This is a genomic window from Microtetraspora glauca, assembly GCF_040656155.1.
Classification (GTDB): Bacteria; Actinomycetota; Actinomycetes; order Streptosporangiales; family Streptosporangiaceae; genus Microtetraspora; species Microtetraspora glauca.
The window spans coordinates 234,391-259,106 of record NZ_JBFALK010000008.1 but is presented as its reverse complement, the minus strand read 5'-3'; the positions used below and the strand labels follow the sequence as shown (position 1 = coordinate 259,106).

At 71.1% G+C, this 24,716-nt stretch carries 23 protein-coding genes; 4 read left to right on the top strand and 19 right to left on the bottom strand.

Annotated elements, in window-relative coordinates; genetic code table 11:
• Window positions 1–84: 84 nt before the first annotated feature.
• From ftsY to AB0I59_RS17145, 12 genes are all read right to left on the bottom strand, one after another.
• Window positions 85–1,251 carry a signal recognition particle-docking protein FtsY gene (ftsY, locus tag AB0I59_RS17200; RefSeq protein ID WP_435830986.1) on the bottom strand — a complete coding sequence of 389 codons (1,167 nt, stop codon included), beginning with the start codon at window positions 1,249–1,251 and terminating at the stop codon, window positions 85–87.
• A gap of 326 nt (window positions 1,252–1,577) precedes the next feature.
• Window positions 1,578–5,297 (bottom strand): chromosome segregation protein SMC, encoded by a 3,720-nt coding sequence (gene smc / locus AB0I59_RS17195; RefSeq protein WP_358133736.1) that lies wholly within the window; start codon window positions 5,295–5,297, stop codon window positions 1,578–1,580.
• 265 nt (window positions 5,298–5,562) lie between these two features.
• Window positions 5,563–5,757, bottom strand: coding sequence for a hypothetical protein (locus AB0I59_RS17190; RefSeq protein ID WP_061255024.1), 195 nt, complete (start codon window positions 5,755–5,757; stop codon window positions 5,563–5,565).
• 188 nt (window positions 5,758–5,945) lie between these two features.
• Window positions 5,946–6,215 carry an acylphosphatase gene (locus tag AB0I59_RS17185; RefSeq protein WP_358133734.1) on the bottom strand — a complete coding sequence of 90 codons (270 nt, stop codon included), beginning with the start codon at window positions 6,213–6,215 and terminating at the stop codon, window positions 5,946–5,948.
• A gap of 59 nt (window positions 6,216–6,274) precedes the next feature.
• Complete coding sequence (mutM, locus tag AB0I59_RS17180; protein WP_358133731.1) at window positions 6,275–7,237, bottom strand: bifunctional DNA-formamidopyrimidine glycosylase/DNA-(apurinic or apyrimidinic site) lyase; 963 nt, start codon at window positions 7,235–7,237, stop codon at window positions 6,275–6,277.
• 31 nt (window positions 7,238–7,268) lie between these two features.
• Window positions 7,269–8,003, bottom strand: coding sequence for a ribonuclease III (rnc, locus tag AB0I59_RS17175; protein WP_358133856.1), 735 nt, complete (start codon window positions 8,001–8,003; stop codon window positions 7,269–7,271).
• A gap of 251 nt (window positions 8,004–8,254) precedes the next feature.
• Window positions 8,255–8,434, bottom strand: a complete 180-nt coding sequence (gene rpmF, locus AB0I59_RS17170) for a 50S ribosomal protein L32 (protein ID WP_061255026.1) — start codon at window positions 8,432–8,434, stop codon at window positions 8,255–8,257.
• Between the two features lies 1 nt (window position 8,435).
• Complete coding sequence (locus AB0I59_RS17165) at window positions 8,436–8,990, bottom strand: YceD family protein (protein ID WP_082776775.1); 555 nt, start codon at window positions 8,988–8,990, stop codon at window positions 8,436–8,438.
• A 70-nt stretch (window positions 8,991–9,060) separates the two neighbouring features.
• Entirely contained in the window at window positions 9,061–9,537 is a 477-nt protein-coding gene (coaD, locus tag AB0I59_RS17160) for a pantetheine-phosphate adenylyltransferase (RefSeq protein WP_061255028.1), read from the bottom strand.
• A 15-nt stretch (window positions 9,538–9,552) separates the two neighbouring features.
• Window positions 9,553–10,122 carry a 16S rRNA (guanine(966)-N(2))-methyltransferase RsmD gene (gene rsmD / locus AB0I59_RS17155; RefSeq protein WP_061255029.1) on the bottom strand — a complete coding sequence of 190 codons (570 nt, stop codon included), beginning with the start codon at window positions 10,120–10,122 and terminating at the stop codon, window positions 9,553–9,555.
• Window positions 10,123–10,803: 681 nt separating this feature from the next.
• Complete coding sequence (gene recG / locus AB0I59_RS17150; RefSeq protein ID WP_358133726.1) at window positions 10,804–12,963, bottom strand: ATP-dependent DNA helicase RecG; 2,160 nt, start codon at window positions 12,961–12,963, stop codon at window positions 10,804–10,806.
• Between the two features lie 222 nt (window positions 12,964–13,185).
• Window positions 13,186–14,763 carry a DAK2 domain-containing protein gene (locus AB0I59_RS17145; RefSeq protein ID WP_061255031.1) on the bottom strand — a complete coding sequence of 526 codons (1,578 nt, stop codon included), beginning with the start codon at window positions 14,761–14,763 and terminating at the stop codon, window positions 13,186–13,188.
• A 218-nt stretch (window positions 14,764–14,981) separates the two neighbouring features.
• Here AB0I59_RS17145 and rpmB point away from each other — a divergent pair, with 218 nt between their 5' ends.
• Window positions 14,982–15,167, top strand: coding sequence for a 50S ribosomal protein L28 (gene rpmB / locus AB0I59_RS17140; RefSeq protein WP_061255238.1), 186 nt, complete (start codon window positions 14,982–14,984; stop codon window positions 15,165–15,167).
• A gap of 169 nt (window positions 15,168–15,336) precedes the next feature.
• On the opposite strand, the gene thiD is transcribed toward rpmB, so the two are convergent.
• A complete protein-coding gene (gene thiD / locus AB0I59_RS17135) occupies window positions 15,337–16,137 on the bottom strand; it encodes a bifunctional hydroxymethylpyrimidine kinase/phosphomethylpyrimidine kinase (protein ID WP_061255032.1) in 801 nt (266 codons plus the stop codon).
• A 133-nt stretch (window positions 16,138–16,270) separates the two neighbouring features.
• Window positions 16,271–17,206, bottom strand: a complete 936-nt coding sequence (locus AB0I59_RS17130; protein ID WP_358133853.1) for a thiamine-phosphate kinase — start codon at window positions 17,204–17,206, stop codon at window positions 16,271–16,273.
• Between the two features lie 64 nt (window positions 17,207–17,270).
• Between AB0I59_RS17130 and AB0I59_RS17125 the strand changes: the two genes are divergently transcribed.
• Both AB0I59_RS17125 and AB0I59_RS17120 read left to right on the top strand, forming a co-directional pair.
• The gene (locus tag AB0I59_RS17125; RefSeq protein WP_061255034.1) at window positions 17,271–17,504 is read left to right on the top strand and encodes an Lrp/AsnC family transcriptional regulator; all 234 of its coding nucleotides are present in this window, start codon (window positions 17,271–17,273) and stop codon (window positions 17,502–17,504) included.
• Window positions 17,505–17,515: 11 nt separating this feature from the next.
• Window positions 17,516–17,950 carry a DUF3515 domain-containing protein gene (locus AB0I59_RS17120; RefSeq protein ID WP_061255035.1) on the top strand — a complete coding sequence of 145 codons (435 nt, stop codon included), beginning with the start codon at window positions 17,516–17,518 and terminating at the stop codon, window positions 17,948–17,950.
• 9 nt (window positions 17,951–17,959) lie between these two features.
• On the opposite strand, the gene AB0I59_RS17115 is transcribed toward AB0I59_RS17120, so the two are convergent.
• From AB0I59_RS17115 to AB0I59_RS17100, 4 genes are all read right to left on the bottom strand, one after another.
• Window positions 17,960–19,078, bottom strand: coding sequence for a D-alanine--D-alanine ligase family protein (locus tag AB0I59_RS17115; protein WP_061255036.1), 1,119 nt, complete (start codon window positions 19,076–19,078; stop codon window positions 17,960–17,962).
• Window positions 19,079–19,118: 40 nt separating this feature from the next.
• On the bottom strand, window positions 19,119–20,348 hold the full coding sequence (locus AB0I59_RS17110) for a trans-sulfuration enzyme family protein (RefSeq protein ID WP_358133720.1): 1,230 nt from the start codon (window positions 20,346–20,348) through the stop codon (window positions 19,119–19,121).
• A gap of 4 nt (window positions 20,349–20,352) precedes the next feature.
• Window positions 20,353–21,360 carry an NAD(P)H-dependent glycerol-3-phosphate dehydrogenase gene (locus tag AB0I59_RS17105; RefSeq protein ID WP_061255038.1) on the bottom strand — a complete coding sequence of 336 codons (1,008 nt, stop codon included), beginning with the start codon at window positions 21,358–21,360 and terminating at the stop codon, window positions 20,353–20,355.
• A 137-nt stretch (window positions 21,361–21,497) separates the two neighbouring features.
• Entirely contained in the window at window positions 21,498–22,220 is a 723-nt protein-coding gene (locus tag AB0I59_RS17100; RefSeq protein ID WP_061255039.1) for a lysophospholipid acyltransferase family protein, read from the bottom strand.
• Window positions 22,221–22,430: 210 nt separating this feature from the next.
• Between AB0I59_RS17100 and cofC the strand changes: the two genes are divergently transcribed.
• Window positions 22,431–23,087 (top strand): 2-phospho-L-lactate guanylyltransferase, encoded by a 657-nt coding sequence (cofC, locus tag AB0I59_RS17095; RefSeq protein ID WP_358133716.1) that lies wholly within the window; start codon window positions 22,431–22,433, stop codon window positions 23,085–23,087.
• 114 nt (window positions 23,088–23,201) lie between these two features.
• On the opposite strand, the gene AB0I59_RS17090 is transcribed toward cofC, so the two are convergent.
• Window positions 23,202–24,701: an MFS transporter gene (locus AB0I59_RS17090; protein WP_061255041.1), complete on the bottom strand. Its 1,500-nt coding sequence runs from the start codon at window positions 24,699–24,701 to the stop codon at window positions 23,202–23,204.
• Window positions 24,702–24,716: the final 15 nt, after the last annotated feature.

Here is a 24,716-nt window from a genome sequence, read left to right as displayed (position 1 = left end):
GCGAGACCAGGACGCCACGGCCCTGAGCGCTCGGCCGCCGTGGCGAAGTCGGCCGAGCGCTTCCACCGGAGGCCGAGCGCGGAATCAGTCGCCCAGCAGGGCGTCCACGAACACCTCGGGATCGAAGGGGGCCAGGTCGTCGGGGCCCTCGCCCAGGCCGACCAGCTTGACCGGGACGCCCAGCTCGCGCTGGACCGAGATGACGATGCCACCCTTGGCGGTGCCGTCGAGCTTGGTCAGGGCGATGCCGGTGATGTTCACCGCCTCGGCGAACACCTGGGCCTGGCGCATGCCGTTCTGCCCAGTCGTCGCGTCGAGGACGAGCAGCACCTCGTCCACCACGGCCTTCTTCTCGATCACGCGCTTGACCTTGCCGAGCTCGTCCATGAGGCCGGTCTTGGTGTGCAGCCGCCCGGCGGTGTCGATGATGACCGTGTCGGCGCTCTCCTCGATGCCCCTGGCCACCGCGTCGAACGCGACGGACGCCGGGTCGCCGCCCTCAGGGCCGCGTACGACGGCGGCGCCCACGCGGTCACCCCAGGTCTGCAGCTGGTCAGTGGCCGCGGCACGGAACGTGTCGGCCGCGCCCAGGACGACCTTGTTGCCGTCGCCGACCAGCGCGCGGGCGAGCTTGCCCGTCGTGGTCGTCTTGCCGGTGCCGTTCACCCCGACGACCAGGAGCACGGCGGGCCGTCCCGCGTGCGAGCTGGTACGCAGGGTGCGGTCGAGGTCAGGGGAGATCTGCTTGAGCAGCTCCTCCTTGAGCAGGCCGCGGACCTCGTCCGGCGTGCGCGTGCCGAGGACCTTCACCTTGGTCCGCAGCTCCTCGACCATCGCCCGGGTCGGGGCGACGCCGACGTCGGCGGTGATCAGCGTCTCCTCGATCTCGTCCCAGACGTCGTCGTCGAGCCGGTCGCGGGAGAGCAGTTCGAGGAGTCCCCTGCCCAGCACGTTCTGGGAGCGGGACAGGCGGGTGCGCAGCCGTACCATGCGACCGGCCGACGGCGGCGGAACCTCGATCTCCGGCGCCTTGAGCAGCTCCTCCTCCGGAGGAGGCAGGGTGGTGGTCGTGCCACCCTCTCGGTCGACGGGCCCCTCCTGCGGGGGGACCCGCAGATCCGGGATCTGCGGCTCGGGCGGCGCCTCCACCGGGGGGAGGCCTTTGCCTCTGGGCCGGAACAGGAACAGGCCGCCCACCGCCAGCACGGCGATGACGACGACCATCACGATGATGCCGAGGTAGCCTTCCACGCGCTCAAGTTTTCCAGACGCCCCCAAATGCTCAGGCACAAGAGAGGGGCGCGGCGGGGAAGTAACCGACAAGCGAGCGGGGAGCGAGGCACGAGCGACCCCGAGCGAGGAGGGCACGACCCGCCTCAAAGGCGCCCCGAACCCGCCGTGCCGAAGGCGCGGCAATCAAGCACAGAGGGGCGCGGCGGGGAAGTAACCGACAAGCGAGCGGGGAGCGAGGCACGAGCGACCCCGGCCCCGGGGCGCAGCACCGCGACCGCGGACCTGCCCCAGCGGTGATCCCCGCCGCGGGCGGCGGCATGCCGGCACCCGTCGCCGTCGAAGTGTCAGGACGCGGCTTCGCGAAGACGCTGGCTGACGACCTGGGTGACGCCGTCGCCGCGCATGGACACGCCGTACAGCGCGTCGGCGATCTCCATGGTGCGCTTCTGGTGCGTGATGACGATCAGCTGGGAGTTCTGCCGCAGCTCTTCGAACAGGGTCAGCAGCCGCTGCGTGTTGGTGTCGTCCAGGGCCGCCTCGACCTCGTCCATCACATAGAACGGCGACGGACGGGCCTTGAAGATCGCGACGAGGAACGCGACCGCGGTGAGCGACCGCTCTCCACCGGAGAGCAGCGACAGCCGCTTCACCTTCTTGCCGGGCGGCCTGGCCTCGACCTCGACGCCCGTGGTCAGCATGTCGCTGGGGTCCGTGAGCAGCAGGCGGCCCTCACCGCCGGGGAAGACCCGCCCGAAGATCTCGGAGAACTCTCGGGCCACGTCCTCGTACGCCGCGGAGAACACCTGCTCGACCCGGTCGTCGACCTCCTTGACGACGAGGAGGAGATCCCTGCGGGTCTTCTTGAGGTCTTCCAGCTGGGAGGTCAGGAACGCGTGCCGCTCCTCGAGCGCGGCGAACTCCTCCAGGGCGAGCGGGTTGACCTTGCCGAGCTGGGTCATCTGGCGTTCCGCCGTCCTGGCCCGCTTCTCCTGCTCCTCGCGTACGAAGGGGACCGGAGGCTCGCCGGGCACCGGAACCTCCGGGCCGTATTCGGCGACCAGGGCGTCCGGCTCGACGCCGTACTCGTCGAAGGCCCGCTGCTCCAGCTGTTCGAGCCGCAGCCGCTGCTCGGTGCGGGCCATCTCGCTGCCGTGTACCCGGTTGACCAGCTTGTCCAGCTCTCCGCCGAGTTCGCGGACGCGGAGCCGTACCGTCTTGAGCTCCGTCTCGATCTCGCCGCGCGCCCGCTCGGCCTCGTCCCGCTCGGCCGCGGCCTGTTCGAGCGACCCCACCAGCGCCGTGAGCGCGGCCTGGGCGCCGCGGGCGACCGCGGCGGCGGTCTGGGCCTGCCTGCGCCGCCGCTCGCGCTGTGCCGCCGCCCTGGCCCGATCCTCGCGCTCGCGCTGGGCGGCGCGCAGCAGCCCCTCGGCACGACCGGCGATGCCCCTGACCCGTTCCTCGGCGGTGCGGACGGCGAGCCGCGCCTCCATCTCCGTCTGTCTGCTCACGCCGCAGGCGGCGGCCAGCTCGTCTCGCGTGTCGGTGGTCGGTTCGGCCTCCAGCTCCTGGGCGTACTCCGCCTCGGCCAGCCGCTCCTCCATCTCGGCCGCGTCCGCCTGGGCCGCCTCCCTGGCCTCCTCCGCGTCCTGTACGGCCTTCGCCAGCCGGGCGCCCTCATCCTGGGCCGCCTTGACGGCGGCCTCCAGCCGGGCGAACTGTTTGGCCGCGTCGGCGGCCTTCCGGTCGGCGTCCCGCTGCCTGGTCCTGACCCTGTCCAGTACGGCCTGGGCCGCGTTGAGCCCGTTCTGCGCGCTGTTGACGGTGTTCTGCGCGGCACTGACCCCGGTCTGGGCCTCGTTCACCCGCGCCTGGGCGGCCTCCAGCGCGAGCTGGGCCTCCCCTTCGGCGGCAATGGCCTCGTCGAGGACCTGAGCGTTCTCCTCGGCGGCGGCGCGGGCCGCCTCCAGGTCGGCGACCGCCTCGTCAAGCGCGGCCCGCATCTGAAGCGCCGAACCGCCGGTGCCCGAGCCGCCCCGCGCCTCGTACGCGCCGAGCAGGTCGCCGGAACGGGTGACGGCCCGGACGCCCGGGTGGCCCTCCACCACCTTGCGCGCGGCGGCGAGGTCGTCGACGACGAGCACGCCGGACAGGACGCCGTCCACGGCGGCGCGCAGCTCGCCGGGAACGGTGACTAGGTCCGCCGCCCATGCGGCACCGTCGATCGGCACGGGCGGTGTCCCACCGTGCCGCGCCGGCGTCGGGGACGCGATCAGCAGCCCCGCCCTGCCGCCGTCGCCGTCCCGCAGGTGTTCGAGCGCCTCGACGGCGCTGTTGAGGGAGTCGACGGCGACCGCGTCGGCCGCCAGTACGGAGGCGACGGCGGATTCGGCTCCCGGCTGGACGGTCAGCAGAGTCGCGATCGGGCCGAGCACGCCGGGGATCCCCGCGCCGAGCAGCCCGGCCGCGCCGTCGACACCCTGGGCGAGGCTCATCTCCAGTGCTTCACGGCGGGCCTCCAGCGCGGCGACGGCGCGCTGGGACTCCTGGTCGGCGGCGCGAGCCGTACCGACCGCCGACGTGGCGGCCGCGAGCGCGGACCTGGGGGCCGCGACGGCCTCCTTGGCCTCGTCGACCGCTTCCTTGGCCTGGTCCACCACGGCCCTGGCCGACTCGACGGCGGCGCGGGCGAGATCCACGCCCTCCTGGGCGGTGTCGAGCTCGGCGACCAGCGCCGGGTCGGCCGCCGGCTCGTCGAGCTCGTGCGCGTCGCAGTCGGCCTGCGCCCGCTCCGCACGCTGCCGGGCCTCCTCCAGCGCCCGGGCGAGCCTGCCGATCTCGTCACCGGCGGCCCTGGCCCTGCTCCTGGCGGACTCGACCTGGCCGCGCAGCCTGGCGAGGCTCTCCCTCCGGTCCGCGGCGGCCCTGGCGGCCACGGCCAGCCTGCGCTCCTCCTGGCTCAGCGCCTCCTCGGCCTCGGCGCGGATCTCCACCGCGGCGGACAACCGCTCGCGTGCCTCGTCGAGCTCCTCCGAGAGGATGCGCTCCTTCTCGCGGACCTCGGCGGCCTCCCGTTCGAACTCCTCGGGGTCGCGGCCGCGTCGCTCGATCGACGCCGCGTCGGCGGCGTGCCGCTCCCGCTCGACGGCGAGGCTCTCGACTCCGCGCAGCCGCTCCCGGATCGCCGAGAGCCGGTAGAACGTCTCCTGGGCGGCGGTGAGGCGCGGCTGGGCCTCACCCGCCGCCGCCTCCAGCTCGGCCTCCCGCCGCTGGTCCCGCGCGAGGTCGCTCTCGACCTGGGCGCGCCGCGTCTGGACGGCCGCCTCGTCCGCGGCCTCACGTTCCAGGGTCTCGCGGAGGGTGACCACGTCGTCGGCGAGCAGTCGCAGGCGGGCGTCACGCAGGTCGGCCTGGATGACCGCGGCCTTGCGCGCGATCTCCGCCTGGCGACCGAGCGGCTTGAGCTGGCGGCGCAGCTCGGTCGCGAGGTCCTGCACGCGGGTGAGGTTGGCCTGCATCGCGTCGAGCTTCCGCAGCGCCTTCTCCTTGCGCTTGCGGTGCTTGAGGACGCCCGCGGCCTCCTCGATGAACGCCCTGCGGTCCTCGGGGCCGGCGTGCAGCACCTGGTCGAGCTGGCCCTGCCCGACGATCACGTGCATCTCGCGGCCGATGCCGGAGTCGGAGAGGAGCTCCTGGATGTCGAGGAGGCGGCAGGTGTCGCCGTTGATGGCGTATTCGCTCTGGCCCGACCTGAACATCAGGCGGCTGATCGTCACCTCGGTGTAGTCGATCGGCAGCGCGCCGTCGGTGTTGTCGATCGTGAGCGTGACCTCGGCCCGGCCGAGCGGCGGCCGGCTGGAGGTCCCGGCGAAGATGACGTCCTCCATCTTGCCGCCGCGCAGCGACTTCGCGCTGTGCTCGCCCATCACCCAGGCGAGCGCGTCGACGACGTTGGACTTGCCCGAGCCGTTGGGGCCGACCACGCAGGTGATGCCGGGCTCGAAGCGCAGGGTGGTCGCGGAGGCGAAGGACTTGAAGCCGCGCAGGGTCAAGGTCTTCAGGTACAACGACCGGCCCCCTCCCTGCCCAACTTTCCGGGAAGACTACCGGCACCCGCAGACGAGAGGCATCGGATATCACCCGAACGCGACACTAAGTCCCGTCATGGAATACCCGTGGGGACAACTTTATGCGGCGGCGAGATTATCGGACCGACACCGGGAAGACATAACGGCACAAATGCGTTTCAACCGGCCGCGATAAGGATTATGGTACGCAAATGACAAGGGACGCCTTTGGCAGGCGCCCCTGACGGTGTTTCCGCTCCCGGCCTCAGGTGAGGGCCGGCTCGCGATCCTGTAGCCGGACCAGTGCCTCATCCCGAGACTGCGCCGCCAGCGCATCGTTCTGTGCCTGGAGCCGGGTTAGTTCTGCCTCCAGGTCCCGGATGCGCTGCTGGAGACGGCGCATTTCGGAGACCATTCGAGGGTCAGGACCGCCGACGTGGCCGAGTAGAGCCTTCGCCATAGTAAAGGGTCCTCCACGCTGAGTGACCAGACTGGTTCGCGCACTTCATGCCGCGGGAGGGGTGCGCGTGGTTCCTCTCAAGAGTCGCACCGGCATTGGAGGCGGTCAAGTTGAACGCTTCACACAGACGCACCGATGGGCACTCCCGGCATGCAAATATACCGCATTTGCGCCGCCTGAAGGAAGGGCTATCGCTCGACAAAACCCATCAAACCGCCCTTAGCGTCACTCCAACGCTCCGTAACGCCATCCACTCGCCCGGGCGTGTCGCCGCCTCTCAGCAGCCCAAGAAGCGATTCACATGATTCCCGTGGACCTTCGGCCACGATCTCAACCCTGCCGTCGGACAGGTTCGCCGCCCAGCCGGCGAGCCCGAGCTCCAGCGCCCTGGCCCGGGTCCACCAGCGGAACCCCACACCCTGCACCCGTCCGCGCACCCACGCCGTCAACCGGATCATGACTCCCAGTATCCAAGAGCCCGCCCGGCCCCCGGAAATCGCGGCGGTGCGGGTCGCGGTCAGGGACGGGCGTCCCGGGGACGCGGCTGGCACCGGGGGCAGCTGTAGGAGGACCGGTTCATGAACGCCTCACGCCTGATCGGGGTGCCGCAGCGGCGGCAGGGCTCGTCCCGCCTGCCGTACACCGCCAGGGACCGGTCGAAGTAGCCGCTCTCGCCGTTGACGTTCACGTACAGACTGTCGAAGGAGGTCCCGCCCTCCCCGAGCGCCTCGGACATCACGTCGCGGGCGGCGGCGAGGAGTTCGGCGATCTTCTTGGTGGTCAGCGTCTCGGTGGGCCGGGCCCAGTGCAGCCGTGCCCGCCACAGCGCCTCGTCGGCGTAGATGTTGCCGACCCCGCTGATCAGCGACTGGTCGAGCAGCGCCCGCTTGATCCCGGTACGCCGGCGGCGCACCCTGATCGCGAACTCCGTGTCGTCGAAGACGTCCTCGAACGGATCCGGCGCGATGTGCGCGACCGGTTCCGGCACCGGACGGTACGGCCCGGCATGCGACGGCCGTACGGGAACGGTCAGCGGCGCGACGAGGACATGACCGAACGTGCGCTGGTCGACGAAGCGCAGGTCGGGACCGCCGTCGGCGAAGCCGATCCGGACCCGGAGGTGCTTCTCCAACGGAGCGTCCGGATCGACCATCAGGAGTTGGCCGCTCATGCCCAGATGGGCGAGCAACGCCTCTCCCGCCACGTGCTCGGCCGATTCCGGCCCGGAGGGGTGTTCGGCCGTCCGGTCGGCCGCAGGCTCCGCGGCCGCGTGCTCCCCCTCGTCGCCGAGCGGGAGCCAGAGATATTTGCCGCGTCGCTCGGCCGAGCGGATCTCACGGCCCTTCAACTGGTCGGCGAGCTCTCCCGCGTTCCTGCGGACCGCGCGCGGGTGCAGCACGTCGGCCGACGCGATCGTCCGGCCGGACACCCATCGTTCGAGCCCGCGCCTGACGACCTCGACCTCAGGCAGCTCAGGCATCTCGCCCCCTCAGTCCGTCTCGGAGGTCGGCTCAGCCCTGGCCGAGTCCCGCGCCCTCACGGGCCTCTCGGACGGCGCGAATCGCCGTCCACGCCGCTTCGGCGGCCTGCTGCTCCGCCTCTTTCTTGCTCCGGCCCGCGCCCGTGCCGTACTCCGTCCCGCCGACGCGGACGGTCGCCACGAAGGACTTCGCGTGATCGGGGCCGCTCTCCTCGACGTGGTACTCCGGGACGCCGAGCATCTCGGCGGCGGTCAGCTCCTGCAGCGAGGTCTTCCAGTCGAGACCGGCGCCCAACGACGCGGACCGCGTGATCAGCGGGTCGAAGAGCAGGTGCACGACCCGGAACGCCTCGTCCAGGCCCTTGTCCACGTAGACCGTGCCGATCAGCGCCTCAAGGGTGTCGGCGAGGATCGAGGACTTGTCGCGCCCGCCGGTGCCCTCCTCGCCCCGGCCGAGGCGGAGGTACTTTCCGAGATTCAGGCCCCGGGCCACGTCCGCGAGCGCCCGCATGTTGACCACTGCGGCACGCAGCTTGGCGAGCTGGCCCTCGGGAAGGTCCGGGTGCCCCCGGAACAGCGTGTCGGTGACCACCAGCCCGAGCACCGAGTCGCCCAGGAACTCCAGGCGCTCGTTCGTGGGCAGGCCACCGTTCTCGTACGCGTAGGAGCGGTGCGTGAGAGCCCGTTCCAGGATGTCCGTGCTGAGCCGCACGTCGATCACTCGCGCCAGTTCTTCTCTGGCGATCTCCACTGCCACCGGCTTCATCGCTGCGCCCACCGCTCCTCCTCATCACCCATGCACGGCAGCACCGCACAGTGACATGGCCGGTGAGAAGCCCGAAGACGTGGTGGGCGCCGGTTCCCCAGAGACTGGAGCCTCCCGGCGTCCACCACGGCCGCGGGCACGTCTTGCCTGTCGCTCATGCTCCGCCCGCCACCGTACGCGCTGAAAGCAAGGTAACGCCGACCGGGGCGTCTTGACGACCCGGCCGGCGTCCCTATCCGCTTATCGCGCGATCAGGCCGACGGCTCGATGACCTGACGGCGGTTGTAGGTGCCACAGCTCGGGCACGCCACGTGCGGGCGCTTCGGCGAGCGGCACTGGGGGCAGCTCACGAGCGCGACCGCGGCGGCCTTCCACTGGGACCTGCGGGCGCGGGTGTTGCTCCGCGACATCTTCCGCTTGGGGACGGCCACGTCAACCCTCCTGATCGTCTTTGTTGTCCACAACCAAACCCTGCAGCGACGCCCAGCGCACGTCGATGCGCTCGTGCCCGTGGTCCGAGCCGGCTTCCGCCAGCTTGACCCCGCATTCCGCGCAGAGACCGGGGCAGTCCTCACTGCACACCGGGCTCAGCGGCAGTGAGAGCACCACCGCGTCACGGAATATCGGCTCGAGATCGAGCAGTTCGCCGTCGAGGAGCAAGTCGTCCTCTCCGGCGTCCTCCGCCGAGTAGAAGAAAAGCTCCTGGAAACCGACCTCGATCTCCGAGGTCAGCGGATCCAGGCAGCGCGAGCACTCTCCACTGAGAGGAGTCCGCGCCGTGCCCGTCACGAGCACGCCTTCCATCACCGCCTCGAGCCGGATGTCCAGCTCGACGTCGGCGTCCTTGGGGACGCCGATCATTCCGACCGCGAGGTCCGCCGGTGCCGGAAGAACCGGGCTGATCCTGTGCATCGACCCCGGTCGCCGTCCCAGATCGTGAGTGGAAATCACCCAAGGGGCTCGGGGGTCGAGGCTGCGCAGAGTCATCCTGCTCTCGTTAGGCATGACGAATCACCGCCGTCGTGCAAGGCCGAATAGAAAGGATACCAGCCGGTGGTCAGCCTCTGAGCCGCTCGACGAGCAGCCGCTGGACGAGGTCCGGGACCAGGCCGGATACGTCCCCACCATACCGTGCGATCTCCTTCAGCCTGCTCGAGGAGAGGAAGGAGTACTCCGGATTGGTGGACATGAACAGCGTCTCCACTCCGGACATGCGGTAGTTCAGCTGTGCCATCTGGAGCTCGTAGTCGAAGTCGCTGACCGCGCGGAGGCCCTTCACGATCGCCGGGATGTCGTTCTGCCGGCAGTAGTCGACCAGCAGCCCGTGGAACTTCTCCACCCGGACGTTTCCGTACTCCTTGGTCACCGCCTCGAGCATCTCTATCCGCTCGTCGACGGTGAACAACCCGGTCTTCTCCATGTTGATCAACACGGCGACGACGACCTCGTCGTACAACCGCGAGGTCCGGCCGATGATGTCCAGATGTCCGTTGGTCACGGGGTCGAAGGACCCCGGGCATACGACGCGACGCAAGGCGCACCCCCAGGTTTACGGGTTCCCGGCTGCGTGACCGTACCAAACGGCCGCTTCCCCGTATCGGCGGACCCTCTCCTCTTCGAAACCCGGCGGCCAGACCAGGTCCTTTCCCCTGGACTCCCGTTCGACCGCGACCAGCGCGCCGTCGACGAGCCACCCTTCCGAGCGGAGCGTCTCCAGGACCCTGGTGACCGTCTCGTCGGTGACCGTGTAGGGCGGATCGGCGAACACGAAGTCGTACGGCTCCGCGCAGCCCTGGGAAAGGACCCGCTCGACCTTCTCCGGCCTGAGCACGGCTCCGGGCAGCCCCAGCGCGGCGATGTTCTCCCTGATCGTCCGAGCGGCCCTCGCGTCGGACTCGACGAGCAGCGCGTGGGCGGCGCCTCTGCTCAGCGCCTCCAGGCCGACCGCTCCGGAGCCGGCGTAGAGATCGAGGACCCGGGCCCCGTCAAGCGAGCCCAAAAGCGAGCCCACGGTCGAGAACAACCCCTCCCTGGCCCGGTCGCTCGTCGGCCTGGTGCCCCTGCCCGGTGGCACTGCCAGCCTGCGTCCCCCGGCGCTACCTGCGATGACCCGCGTCATTCGTTCATTGTCCCGCTCTCGGCGAGGGGCCGGGAACGCCGGTGCGCCCACCGCGATCGGATCCCGTGCGGTCAAGAGTGGGCAAGGGGTGGCGACGAATGGGTAAGAGCGGTATCGCGGGGTCGCCGCGTTCCGCATGATGAGTTCTGCGGCCTTCGAGATGACCCAGGGGGAGGCCGGCCGGCGTGATCGTGAGCCCTTCCGCACGCCGGCGCCCTCGGCACCTGACCCGAGGGTGGGCCCAGCCGGGGACGGCATTCGGGGGGAGGCCGTCCCAAGGCTGGGCCCTGGGTCATTCTCATGCGCGAGGCTGCCACAGCGGCAGTACCTCGCGGGTTTTGCGGCCTTTCTGAGATCTAGGTCGACCTTTCCGAGATCTTCTCCGCCGTCCTCCGAGATCTTCTCCACCGCCCGGTGCCCGGCCCGCGTGCCCGGGCGGTACGCCCGGGTACGAGCTCAGGGGCCCCGCGCCTAGCCCTGTACGCCTGGGGACGAGCCGAGGACCGCCCGCAACCGGCCCTGTATGCCTGGGACGAGCTCAGGAGCCCGCGAGTGGCCTTGTTACGCCTCGACCCGACCCCACGAGCCGCGCGACCGGCTCTGTAGAGCCGGAGACCAGCCCGGAACCCGCGCCCACCACCCGGAACGTCGGAAAGCCGGCGTGAGGGCACTCAGGACCGCTCAGGCCTTCTCCAGGTATTCAGCGCGCTCGTCCCCGATCAGGGCGTCGAGCTCGGCCCGCAGGGCGGGATGATCCGCCAGTTCGGGATCGGCCGTCAGCACCGTGATCGCCTCTTCCCTGGCGGCCTCGATGACGTCCTCGTCGCGGAGCAGCTGCAACATCTTCAGGGACGACTTGCGGCCCGACTGCGCGGCGCCGAGGACGTCGCCCTCCCGGCGCTGCTCCAGGTCCACCCGGGACAGCTCGAAGCCGTCCAGCGTCGCGGCCACCGCGTCCAGCCGCGTACGCGCCGGGGTGCCCATGGGCGCCTCGCTCACCAGCAGGCACAACCCGGGCAGGCCGCCGCGCCCGACCCTGCCGCGCAACTGGTGGAGCTGCGAGACGCCGAACCGGTCGGCGTCCATGATGATCATGACCGAGGCGTTCCTGACGTCGACGCCCACCTCGATGACCGTCGTCGCGACCAGGACGTCGATCTCCCCCTTGGTGAAGGCGCGCATGATCGCGTCCTTCTCCTCCGGTGGGAGCTTGCCGTGCAGGACTCCCACCCGCATGCCGTGCAACGGGCCCTCGGCGAGCATCTCCGCCACGTCGAGGACCGCCAGCGGCGGCCTGCGCTCCTCCTCGCCCTTGTCGAGATCGCCCTCGTCGCCCTCCTGCTCACCGATGCGGGGGCAGACGATGTACGCCTGGCGGCCCAGCCCGACCTCCTCGCGCACCCGTTCCCAGGTGCGGTCGAGGAAGTGCGGCTTCTCCGCGGCCGGCACCACGTGCGTGGTGATCGGCGCGCGGCCGGACGGCAGCTGGGACAGCGTGGAGATCTCCAGGTCGCCGAACACGGTCATCGCGACCGTCCTCGGGATGGGTGTGGCCGTCATGACCAGCACATGGGGCCTGCCGCCGCCGCCCTTCTCGCGGAGCGCGTCGCGCTGTTCCACACCGAAGCGGTGCTGCTCGTCCACGACGAGCAGGCCGAGGTCGGCGAACTGGACGTGCTCCTGGATCAGGGCGTGGGTACCGACCACGATCCCCGCCGCGCCCGAAGCGGCGTCCAGCAGGGCTCTCCTCCGCGCGGCCGTGCCCATGGAGCCCGTCAGCAGGGCCACGGCCGTGCCGCCGAACATGCCGCCGGTCGCGAGGTCTCCGAGCATGCCTGTGATCGACCTGTGGTGCTGCTGGGCCAGGACCTCCGTCGGGGCGAGCAGCACCGCCTGACCGCCGGAGTCGACCACCTGGAGCATGGCGCGCAGCGCGACCACCGTCTTGCCCGCGCCCACCTCTCCCTGCAGCAGCCGGTGCATGGGGTGCTCGCGGGCCAGGTCCGCCGCGATCTCCTCGCCGACCTGGCGCTGGCCCTCGGTCAACTCGAAGGGCAGCCTCTCCTCGAAACCGTGCAGCAGGCCGTCGGGCCGTCCCGGGCGCGGCCGGGCAGGCCACGCGGACGCCGCCAGCCTGCGCCGGACCAGCACGGACTGGAGCAGGAACGCCTCGTCGAACTTGAGCCGCCTGCGGGCCAGGGTGATGTCGGCGTGGCTCCTCGGCCGGTGGACGTGGCGGAGCGCCACCTCCAGTTCCGGGAGGTCGTGCCTTCGCCTGATGTCGGGCGGGAGCGGGTCGTCGAGCGTCAGCACGTCGAGCACGGTGCGTACGGCGCGGCGGATCGTCCACGTCGCCAGGCCCTGCGCCGAGGGGTAGATGGGCACCGGCGCGGCGGCGAACTCCGCCGCGTCCTCGGTCTCCTCGGTCTCGTATTCGGGATGGGTCAGGGACACCCGGCGCCGGCCGCTCGGCAGGGGGAAAACGTTGACCTTGCCCGAGAACATCGCCTCGGTGCCGGGGGCCAGCCGTTGCTCCGCCACGTATCCGCCCTTGCCGAAGAAGGCCAGGTGCAGCCGCTCCTCACCGTCGGTCACCTCGACGTCCAGCCAGGTGCCCTGCCGGTTCTTCATCGGCCGGCGTTGCAGCGCCGCCACCCTGGCCACGACGGTGACATGCTCGTCGTGCTCCAGGGACGAGATCGGGGTCAGCTCTCCTCGGTCCGCGTACCGCCGCGGGTAGTGCCGGAGCAACTCCCCCACCGTGGCGATGCCGAGCGCGCGCTCCAGCGGGCCGGCGGTCCTGCCGAGCGCCCGCTTGAGCGGCTCGTCGAACCTCGTCATGCGCCCCCCTCACGTGACGGGACCGTACCCCGCCCGGCGACTGAACACGGCACGGCGACCGCACGCTCGCGGCACTCCGCACGGTGACCGGTAGGCGCGCGGTCATGGAGATAAGTTCTACCGCCGGTCACCGACAGAAATCACCTCGCGCGGCGGTCCTGTTCAGCGACTCTGCCAGTCGCTCCGCCGATCCGCCTGCGATCGGCCGCCTGCTCCTACGGTTCATTCGACGCCGATGAGAAGCGGGTAGCCGCCCTGTCCCCCCTCGTAGACGACCACCTCGATGTCCGGGCGGACCCGCGCCAGATGGTCCCGTACGGCTCCCGCCGGAGTCTCGGAGGGATCGGCGCCGGTCACCAGCGTCACCATCTCACTGCTCGACGACATCATGCGGTCGGCCACCTGGACCGCCACATCGGCGACGGCGCCGCCGATGAGGGCCACGTCGCCGTCGACGACGCCGAGCACGTCACCGGGACGGCACAGCCCCGCGCTGGTCACGGCCTCGCGGTCCGCCACCCACACGTGCCCGTGCCGGGTGTGGCCCGCCGCGTCGGTCATGGCCACCACGTCGTCGTCGAAGCGGCGCAGCGGATCGTGCACGGCCAGAGCGGCGAGGCCCTGGACCGACGCCTTCGTCGGCAGCACGCTGACCGTGAGCCCCTCCTCGCGGGCGATCTCGGCGGCGGCCGCGGCCACCGCCTGGGCGCCGGCGTCGTTCGGCAGCACCGCGACCTCGCTTCCGGCCTCCCTGATCGCCGCGAGCACGGCGGCGAGCGGCGGGTTCGCTCCGGGCTCACGCCGTACGACCACGGCCCCGGACCGGCGGAAGAGAGCGGCGAGACCGTCCCCCGCCGCGACGGCGACCACCCCGCGCGCCCGGGCCGGTTCGTGGATGCGGCCGCCGAGGTACGTCACGCGGACGCGGTGCGGGCGACCGGCCGCGAGTCCCGCCTCGATCACGGCGCCGGCGTCGTCCGCGTGGATGTGCACGTTCCACAGACCGTCACCTCCCACGATCACGAGCGAGTCGCCGAGCGCGTCGAGTTCGGTCCTGAGCCGGCCGATCGCCGCCTCCGGCGCGTCCAGGAGGTACATCACCTCGTATCCGGGCGCGGACGCGTGAACGTCCTCCCGCGCCTCGTCGACGGGCACCCGGCCGGGCGGGGCCGGGATCTCGTGCCGCTCGCTGAACGCCTCGGCGACCACCTCGGCCAGGGTCTCCAGGATGATCACGAGCCCGGCGCCGCCCGCGTCGACCACGTGGTTCCTGGCCAGCACGTCGAGCTGGCCCGTGGTCCGCCGCAGCGCGCCGCGCGCCTCCTCCGCGGCGACCCGTGCCACCTCGCCGAGGTCGTCCGAAGCATGCCGTACGGCCTCCGCCACGGCGGCCAGGACGGTGAGCACGGTCCCCTCGACCGGACGGACCACGGCGGCCCTGGCCATCTCGGCGGCCCGCAGCAACGCCCGGCGCAGGTCGGCTCCCCGCCCCTCCGCCATCCCGAGCACCTCGGCCAGGCCGCGTATCGCCTGGCTGACGATCACCCCCGAGTTTCCGCGGGCACCGAGCAACGCGCCGTGGGCGAGCGTCTGCCACGTCCTGTCGCGGCCCGCGTCACCGGGCAGGCCGTCCACCGCCTCGGCCGCGGAGAGGACGGTGAGGTGCAGGTTGGTGCCGGTGTCCCCGTCAGGGACGGGAAAGACGTTGAGCGCGTCTATCTCCGCCCTCGCGCGGCCGAGAGCGTCCGCGCACCGGCGCGACCAGCGGCGTACGGCGGGCGGATCGAGCACCTCAAGCATGAACGCCGCCCCTTCGATGACATGGCCCGCACACGTGGCGCCGTCCCGATGCGCTACCGTTGGTCGCTACGAGATTATCCCCGTTCGCCGGGATCCCGTTTGGCGTGCAACGGCCGACATCGGATATCCTCGTGTGGCCAGCCGGTTGTCCCGGCACGCTCGGATGAGCCGCTCTTGGCGGACCGGGCCGATTCGACTGATCTGAAGGAGCGATGACCGTGGCTTCCGTCTGCGACGTCTGCGCTAAGAAGCCGACTTTCGGCAACAACGTCTCCCACTCGCACCGCCGCACCCGCCGCCGCTGGAACCCGAACATCCAGACCGTGCGCGCGACGGTCAACGGGACGCCGAAGCGGATGAACGTGTGCACTTCCTGCATCAAGGCGGGCAAGGTCACCCGCTGACCCAGCTCTTCCGGAGCCCGTCACCGATCCGGTGACGGGCTTTCGTGTTGTCCGGGCCAGACGTTTCATGTTGTCCGGGCCAGACGTTTCGTGTCGTCCGGGCCGGACCTTTCATGTCGTCGGGACCGGACCCGGCCGGGCCCGCTTGGCGTGGCGGGCCCGGGTCCGGTCATCCGCCGGTCCGCCAGCGCCAGGCGTGGTCCACGGGACCGATGCCCGCGCCCAGGGGGAAGCCGTGCGCGATCGCCCCCGTGACGTACTCCTTGGCCTGCCGTACGGCCTCCGGCAGGTCGTCGCCGAGGGCCAGGCGGGAGGCGATGGCCGAGGCGAGCGTGCATCCGGTTCCGTGCGTGTGGCGGTTGTCGTGGCGCTCGGCGGCGAAGCGATATCGCCGATCGCCGTCGGTCAGCAGGTCCACCGGCTCGCCGGGGAGGTGGCCGCCCTTGATCAGGGCCCAGGTGGGCCCGAGCGCGAGCACGGCCTCCGCCGCGCGTGGCAGGTCGTCCTCATCCTCCACCTTGACCGAGGTGAGCTGCTCGACCTCCCAGAGGTTCGGCGTGACCACCGTCGCCACCGGAAGCAGCAGCTCCTTCATGGTCTCGACGGCCTCGGGGGCGAGAAGCGAGTCCCCGTGCTTGGAGACGCCGACCGGATCGACCACGATGGGCGCCGCAACGCTCGCGAGGGCTCCGGCGACCGTCTCCACCAGCGTCGGAGAGGCCAGCATCCCCGTCTTGACCGCCTGGACCCCGATGTCGCCGAGCACGGAGTCGAGCTGGGCCCGGACCGCCTCCGCCGGCAGCTCCCAGTAGCCCTGGACGCCGAGCGAGTTCTGCGCGGTCACGGCGGCGATGACGCTCATGCCGTGCACTCCGAGGGCCAGCATCGTCTTGAGGTCGGCCTGGATTCCGGCGCCGCCGCCGGAATCGGAACCGGCGACGGTGAGCACGCGTGGAGGAGTGGAGGTCATGGTCCTATCAAACCAGGCGACGTCTCCAGCCCGGCCGGGCGGTGAACCGGCCGGTCCGCCGGAGAGGTCGTCCCCCGGACGGTGAACAGACCAGATCCGCCGGAGAAGCCCCCCGCTCCCGCGGACGCTCATGTCATCGGAAGTGATCCCAGCCGCCGGCGGTGCCGGACCGGCCGGTGACGTGGACCCCCTTGCCCTCGATGACCTGGCCCACCACCAGCCAGGGGGACGGAAGGCGCACATCACCGGGGAAGGCGGCGGCGAAGGCGTGGTCGTCGCCTCCCGTGAGGACCCACTCCAGCGGGTCGGCTCCAAGGTCGCGGGCGGCTTCGGCGAGTGCGGGGGCGACCGGGAGCGTGGCCGGATCCAGCTCGATCCCGGTGCCGCTCGCCTCCGCGATGTGGCCGAGATCCTGCAGGAGACCGTCGCTCACGTCGAGCATCGCGGTGGCGCCGAGCCGGGCCGCGCCGGGACCGCAGGCGTACAACGGCCGCGGCCGGCGGTGGGCGTCCACCAGGTCTCCGCCGTCCGCCCGGCCGGCCTGGAGCAGCGCGAGTCCCGCCGCGGCGTGGCCGAGGCGGCCCGCGACGGCGACGACGTGGCCGGGGCGGGCCCCCGACCTGGTCACCGGCTGTCTTCCGCCGAGGTCGCCGAGCGCGGTGACGCCGAGCACCACCGTGTCGGACCTGGAGATGTCACCTCCCGCCACGCTGGCGCCGACGAGCGCGCACTCGTCGCGAAAGCCGTCGGTCAGAGCGTCCAGCCAGTCCGTCGTGACGTCGGCGGGCAACCCGAGACCGACGAAGATCGCCGTCGGTTCAGCCCCCATGGCGGCGATATCGGAAAGATTCTGAGCTGCGGCTTTACGGCCAATGTCATAGCCACTGGACCAATTACGACGGAAGTGCCTACCCTCGATTAGGAGATCCGTACTCACGACGACCCGGCCGTCCGGAGCGCTCAGGATGGCGGCGTCGTCTCCAGGTCCGAGCAGTACGGCCGCGCCCTGCGGCAATCGCCCAGCGATACGTCCAATTACACCGAATTCGCCAAGATCTCCGACTGTGATGGCACACCCCTAGTGCATTCGAGGTACGGTACGCTCCGGCACTGATCTCTATCCGGAGGGCGTTATGGTGCAGGCCTACATCCTTATCCAGACCGAGGTCGGCAAGGCCGCCAATGTGGCCGGCCAGATAGCCGGGATCAGCGGTGTCACCCAGGCAGAGGATGTCACCGGCCCTTATGACGTCATCGTGCGGGCCGAGGCCCGCAACGTCGACGAGCTGGGCAAGCTGGTCGTCGCCCAGATTCAGGCGGTTGAGGGCATCACGCGTACTCTTACATGTCCGATCGTGCACATCTGACCTGGGAAGAGATGCGAAGACTGATCCCCGCGGCCGGGGCCCTGGCCGTACTGTCCCTCGCGGCATGCTCCGGCGCGGTGCGGGTGGACCCGCCCACGCCCGCCGGAGCCGCCGCGTCGGCGTGCCAGAAGCTCGCGACCGCGCTGCCCTCCCGGCTCGACGGCGCGGAGCGGGTGGAGAGCGAGCCCCGCTCGCCGTACGTGGCGGTGTGGGGGGCGGGTGAGATCGCCCTGCGCTGCGGAGTGGACCGGCCCGCCTCGATGGCCGCGACCGACCAGGTCTCCGACCTCGACGGCGTCGCGTGGTACGCCGACCCCAAACGCTCGACGCTGTTCACGGCGATCAACCGGGAGGCGTACGTCGAGGTGACCGTCTCCGGGAAGCATGTCCCCGGAGAGGTCCTGGTGGATCTGGCGGGCCCGATCAAGTCGTCCGTCCCGGAGTGACGGGACGGCTCAGCGCAGCCCGGCCGGGCGGTTGAGCGCGAGCTGGAGCAACCGGTCGACGAGCTCGGCGTACGACAGTCCGGTCGCGGCCCAGAGCTGCGGCGCGACCGAGAGCGACGTGAAGCCCGGCATCGTGTTGATCTCGTTGAGGACGAGCTCCCCCGAGGACGTGTAGAAGAAGTCCACCCGCGACAGGCCCTCGCAGGAGAGCGCCTCGAACGCCTGGACGGCCATCGCCCGCACCGCCTCGGCGGCCTCCGCCGGGATGTCGGCGGGGGCGTCGAGCGCCATCTGGTCGGGGTAGTACTTCGCCTCGAAGTCGAAGAACTCGCGCTCGCCCCGGACCAGCACCTCGCCGGGGACGCTCGCCTCCGGGGGCGCGTCGCCGAGGGACTCGAGCACGGCGCACTCGATCTCCCTGCCGACGATCGCGGCCTCGACCAGCACCTTGGGGTCGTGCTCGCGGGCCAGCTCGATCGCGGTCTCCAGCGACTCCGGGTCGTACGCCTTCGAGATGCCCTGGGACGAGCCGGCGCGGGCGGGCTTGACGAACACCGGCCAGCCGAGCTCCTCGACCTCCTTGAGCACCCTCCCGCGGTCGGTGCGCCAGTCGCGGTCGCGGACGACGACGAACGGCCCGACCGGGAGCCCCGCCGCCTTGAGCACGAGCTTCATGTACGCCTTGTCCATGCCGACCGCGCTCGCCAGAACGCCGGAGCCGACGTAGCGCACCCCGGCCATCTCCAGGAGTCCCTGGATGGTGCCGTCCTCGCCGAACGGCCCGTGCAGCATCGGGAAGACCACGTCCACCTCGCCGAGGGACCGCGGGATCTGCCCGGGGTCCAGCGCGACGAGCGATCCGGAGTCGGACGGCAGCGCGAGGGCCGTGCCGGACTCGGTCACGACCGGCAGTTCACCTTCCTCGATGGCGTAACTCTGCCCGTCGGACACCAGGACCCAGCGCCCGTCCTGTGCGATGCCGACCGGAATGACCTCGTACCGCGATCGGTCGATCACGCTGAGCACGCTGCCCGCGCCCATCAGCGACACCGCGTGCTCGGAATTGCGACCGCCGAAGACGACGGCGACTCGAATCGGCCGGGAAGGCACCTCGCGCTGCTCGTTCATGATGCTCGAATGTACCGCTTCCGGACGTGGAACCTGCTTGTCAGGCCCGCGTGTGGCTGCCGGCGCGTACGGCGTCGAGTGCCTGGGTCACGTCCACGATGAGATCCTCCGCGTCCTCCAGCCCGATCGAGAACCGTACGGCTCCCGCGTCCACACCGGAGAGCGCCTCGTCAGGATGGGCGGCCGAGGCGAGATGCACGGCCGTGGTGCGGGTCCCGCCGAGGGACCCGGCGAGCCGGGTGAGCCGCAGGGCGTCGGCGAGCGCGGCGCCCGCGTCGTACCCGCCGTGGACGGTCACGGTGACGCAGCCGCCGAACCGGGTGCCCTCCGGGCCGGAGTCGAACAGGTGCCGGGCGAGCTGGTGGCCGGGATGGGCGGGCAGCCCGGGATAGTCCACCCGGCGCACCACCGGATGCTTGGCCAGCGAGGCGGCGAACACCATCGCGGTCGAGCACATCCGGCGCACCCGCAGCGTCATCGTCTCCATGCCCCGGCGCAGCAGGAAGGCGTCGTCCGGGGACAACGACCCCCCGGTGTCGACCCGGATCTCACGGATCAGGTTGATCAGGTCGGGCCGTCCGACGACCACGCCGCCGGCGCAGTCGTCGTGGCCGCCGACGTACCTGGTGGCCGAGTGGACGACCAGATCGGCTCCGTGCTCCAGCGGCCGGCACACGACCGGTGTGGCGAGGGTCGAGTCGACCACCAGCAGCGCTCCGGCGTCCCTGGCGAGCCGGTAGAGGCCCCGGATGTCGGCCACCGCCATCGTCGGGTTGGCCAGCGTCTCGGCATAAATGATCTTCGTGGTGGATCGTATCGCCCGATGGACGCGACGCAGGTCCGAATAGTCCACGAAATCGGTGGCGATCCCGAACCGGGACAGCACGTTCGTGAGCAGGGAGTGGGTGCCGCCGTGGACGGGAGCGGGCGCGAGGACGTGCGTCCCCGCGCGCAGGAAGGTCAGGAACACCGCGGTCGTCGCGGCCATGCCCGAGGGGAACGCCTGGCCGGCGACGTCCTCGGGCGCGGCGGCGCCCTCCATCGCGGCCATGGCCGCGGCGAACGCGGCGACCGTCGGGTTGTCGGCCCGATCCGAGGCGAGACCCGATGACCGGGCGGCCGCCGACTCGGCGTCTCCGGGGGAACCGGGGAGGTTCCAGCCGGAGGTCCGCCACACGGGCTGGCCCGTCGGGGCCTCGCGCGGAAGCGGAGGCGCCGGCAGGTGGACCGCCCGGGAGTTCTCCCCGAGCCTCCTGCGCCCGCGCCTCATGGGCCTACACGCCGTAACGCTCCGGCTTCGGGGTTCGCGACATCAGCAGCATCGCCGCCTCGTCCGGGGCCATCCCGTCGTGCACCACACCGACCACGACTTCGGTGATCGGCATCTCCACGTCGTGTTTCCTTGCCAGCTCGAGAACCGACTCGCACGATTTGACTCCCTCGGCGGTCTGCTTCGTCACGGCGACGACCTCGGCCAGGGTCATCCCGCGTCCCAGATTCTCACCGAAGGTGCGGTTCCGGGACAACGGGGAACTACAGGTCGCCACCAGATCACCCATTCCGGCCAGACCCGCGAACGTGTGCTGATCGGCGCCGAGAGCCGCGCCGAGCCGGGCGATCTCCGCGAGGCCGCGGGTCATGAGCGTCGCCGCCACGTTGTCGCCCAATCCCATGCCGACGGCGACACCGACCGCGAGCGCGATGACGTTCTTCACCGCGCCGCCGAGTTCGACGCCCACGACGTCGGGATTGGTGTAGGTACGGAACCACGGCAGGTGGCAGGCGTCCTGGAGCCGCCGCGCCACCTCCTCGTCCGGGCAGGCCACCACGGCGGCCGCGGGCTGCCGCCGGGCCAGCTCCGGGACGAGGTTCGGGCCGGACACCACCGCCACCCGGTCCAGCGGAACGCCCGCGACCTCGCTGATGACCTCGCTCATCCGCTCGCAGGTACCCCGCTCGACGCCCTTCATGAGACTGACCAGCACGGCGTCCCGCGGGATGTACGGCTTCCAGACGGCCAGGTTGTCGCGGAGCGTCTGGGCCGGCACCGCGAGGACCACGAAGTCGGCGCCCTCCATCGCCTCGGCCGGATCGGTCGTCGCGCGGAGGGTCTCGGGCAGCCGCAGTCCCGGGAGGTACTCGGGGTTCTCGTGCCTGTCGTTGATCGCGTCGACGACCGAGGCGCGTCTCCCCCACAGCGTCGTCTTGGTGCCCGCCTCCGCGAGGATCATCGCGAACGTGGTCCCCCACGAGCCAGTACCGAAAACGACAGCCCTGCTCACCGGTCGCTCACCACTCCTCGTCGTCCGACGGAACGGCCTCGTCTCTCGGCCGGCCGTTCCGCTCGCCGCGCCGGGCCCGCTCACCGCTCACCGGTAGCTCCCTGTTTCCCGCGCGTCGTCCCCTTCACCGTACGCGCTCATCCTGTGTGAGCCGTGTTTTTCGGGTCATACGGGGATTCGGGGGCCTTCTCATCACGGATCTCCGCGAGCTGGCCGGTGATGGCGGCCATGATGTCGGCGGTGGCCTCGCGCAACACGGTGCCCCGCATCGGCTGGCCCTCGAACCGGGACAGGTCGACCGGCGGCCCGGCCAGCACCTTGAACGTCTTGCGCGGGAACAGCCGCGGCTTCTTCTCGCCGTACGGCAGGAGCTCGTGGGCGCCCCAGTGAGCGATCGGGATCACCGGCGCGCCGGTCGTCAGCGCCAGCCGGGCGACGCCCGTCTTGCCCGCCATCGGCCACAGCTCGGGGTCACGGGTGATCGTGCCCTCGGGGTAGAAGATGACGCACCCGCCGTCCCTGAGCCGCTGCTCGGCGATCTTCAGCGACTGGGTGGCCTCGGTGCTGCCCCGGTGCACCGGGATGGCGAGCAGCTTGGCGACGACGTGGCCGAGTACCGGCACCTTGAAGATCCCGGACTTGGCGAGGATCACCGGCCAGCGCCCGTTGTTGTAGAGGTAGTGGGAGAGCAGGACCGGGTCCGACCACGACATGTGGTTGGCCGCGATGATGACACCGCCCATGCGCGGGACGTACTCGCCTCCGCGCCAGGCGCGCCTGATCAGCAGGATCGACAACGGCTTCACGATCAGGACGGCCAGGGACTCCCAGAACCGGGAGGGACGGCCACGGCGCTTCATCTCGACTCCTCGCGTGCCGGCCGGACGGGGAACCGCGAATCGCCGCGCCGGCTCGGCGTGCCCGGCTCGGCGGGTACCCGGGCGCGCGCCATCGCGCTTCGTTGTCCGCTCACTTGCTCCTCCACGTGCAGATCCGCCGCCCCCGGCGGCGTGGTGACCCCAAGTCTCCCGGTTGGCTCCCAGCACTGTCGAGGCGGGATGCTTAACGTTATGCAGCTCACGCGATGGACCCTCGTGGTGCCGGTCAAGACCATCATCAGGGCGAAGACCCGTCTCGCGGGTGCGGCGGGGCCGTACCGCGCCGAGCTGGCGGTCGCCATCGCGTGCGACACGGTGTCCGCGGCGCTGAGCTGCCCGCGGGTCGGCCGCGTGATCGTCGTCACCGCGGACCCGGTGCCCGCGGAGCGGCTGGCCGCCCTGGGCGCCCATGTGGTGACCGACCCCGACAGGGGTCTCAACACCGCGCTCCGCTTCGGAGCCGCCGAGGCGGTACGGCTCGCGCCCGACGGGGCCGTCGGGGCGCTCCAGGCGGATCTGCCCGCGTTGCGCCCGGCGGAGCTGGACCTGGTCCTCGCCGCCGCCGCGGAGTTCGACCAGGCGTTCGTCCCCGACGCGGCGGACGTCGGCACCACCTTCTACGGCGTACGGCCCGGCGTGTCCTTCGAACCTCGTTTCGGCGGCGAGTCGAAGGCCAGGCACCTGTCGGGCGGCGCGAAGGAACTGACCCTGGACGGCGTCGCGTCGGTCCGCAGGGACGTCGACACGGTCGAGGACCTGCGGGACGCGCTCGCCCTGGGCCTTCCCCCCACCACCCTGAGCGTGGTCGCGCGAATCCGGCCCCCGATCGCCCCCGGCCTCGTGGGATGAAGCGGGCGGTCCGCCGTACGGCCCGCCCGGGAAACGGGCGTGGCCACATGATCGGTCAGAGCGATCATGTGGCCACGCGGTCGAGCGGTGCGGTCGTGGGGCGCGCATCTCAGGTCAGGTGCTCGCGGACACGACCTCCTTGGGCGCGTCTCCCTCGGGAGCGTCCTCCTCGCGGGCGTACTTCGGCAGGAGGAAGGCGACGAGGAAGGTCAGCAGCAGCATGCCCGCCACGACCCACAGCGTGATCTTCATGGCGTGCTCGAAGGTCGTGCCGGTGGGAACCGGGCCGAGCAGGTCGAAGAAGATCGTGCCGAGCAGGGCCACACCGAACGCGTTGCCGAGCTGCTGCACGGCCGTGAGCGTGCCGGAGGCCGATCCGGTCTCGTGCTGCTCGACACCGGCCAGCACGATGTCGAAGAACGGTCCCATGAGCAGGCCCATGCCGATGCCGGTGACGATCAGGGCGGGAGCGAGCTGCCACGGCGTGACCCCGATCCCGGCCATGTCGATCGTCAGATAGACACCGAGCGCGCCCAGGGCCATGATGAGCGCTCCACCGTGCAGGACCTTGCGGCCGAACCGCTTGACCGTCTGCATGATGCCCATGCCGAGGATCATGCCGACCGACCAGGGCACCCCGGCGAGACCGGCCTTGATCGGCGAGTAGCCCAGGCCGATCTGCGTGTAGAGGTTGAAGACCAGCATGAATCCGGCCATGCCGGAGAAGAAGACGACCCCGGTCAGCAGGCCGCCGGTGAAGGCGCGCTTGCGGAACAGGCTCGGCACGATCAGCGGGTCGCCTCCTGCGCGGCTCTTGCGCGCCTCGAACCATCCGAAGAGCGCGAAGGTGACGACGGACGCGCCGATCATGATGAACGACCAGACCGGCCAGTCGCTCTCACGTCCCTGGACCAGCGGGAAGACGATCAGGACCGCCGCCAGCGACGCGATGACGACACCGGGCAGGTCCAGCTTCAGCGCGTGCGGCGAGCGCGACTCGGGCAGGAAGCGCAGGGCGCCGAGAATCGCGGCCAGGCCGAACGGCAGGTTGATGATGAAGATCATGCGCCAGCCGGTGCCGAAGAAGTCCGCGTCGACCAGCCAGCCGGCCAGGATCGGGCCGCCGACCGATGCCAGGCCCATGACCGGGCCGAACAACACGAAGGCCGACTGCATCTCCTTGGGCGGGAACATCTCCTTGATCATCCCCAGGCCCTGCGGCAGCATGACGGCTCCGAACAGGCCCTGAACCACGCGGGCCGCGATCAGGGTCTCCGGCGACTGGGCGACGGCGCACAGCAGCGAGCCCACGACGAAGCCGGCCGCTCCGATGACGAACATCCTCTTGCGGCCGAAGATGTCGCCCAGACGGCCGCCGGTGAGCAGGCCGGTCGTCATGGCCAGCGTGTACGCGGCGCCGAGCCACTGCAGGGTGCTCGCGCTGCCGCCGATATCGGTCCGGATGGTCGGACCGGCGATGTTGGTGACCATCGCGTCGAGGAGGTCCATGACCTCCGCGGCGAGGATCACGAAGAGCGCGGCCCAGCGCCACCGGTACGGCGCCGGCTCGTCCGCGGGCGGCGTGGACGTCGCCACCTCGGCATGAGTGGACATCGATCCTCCAATGAG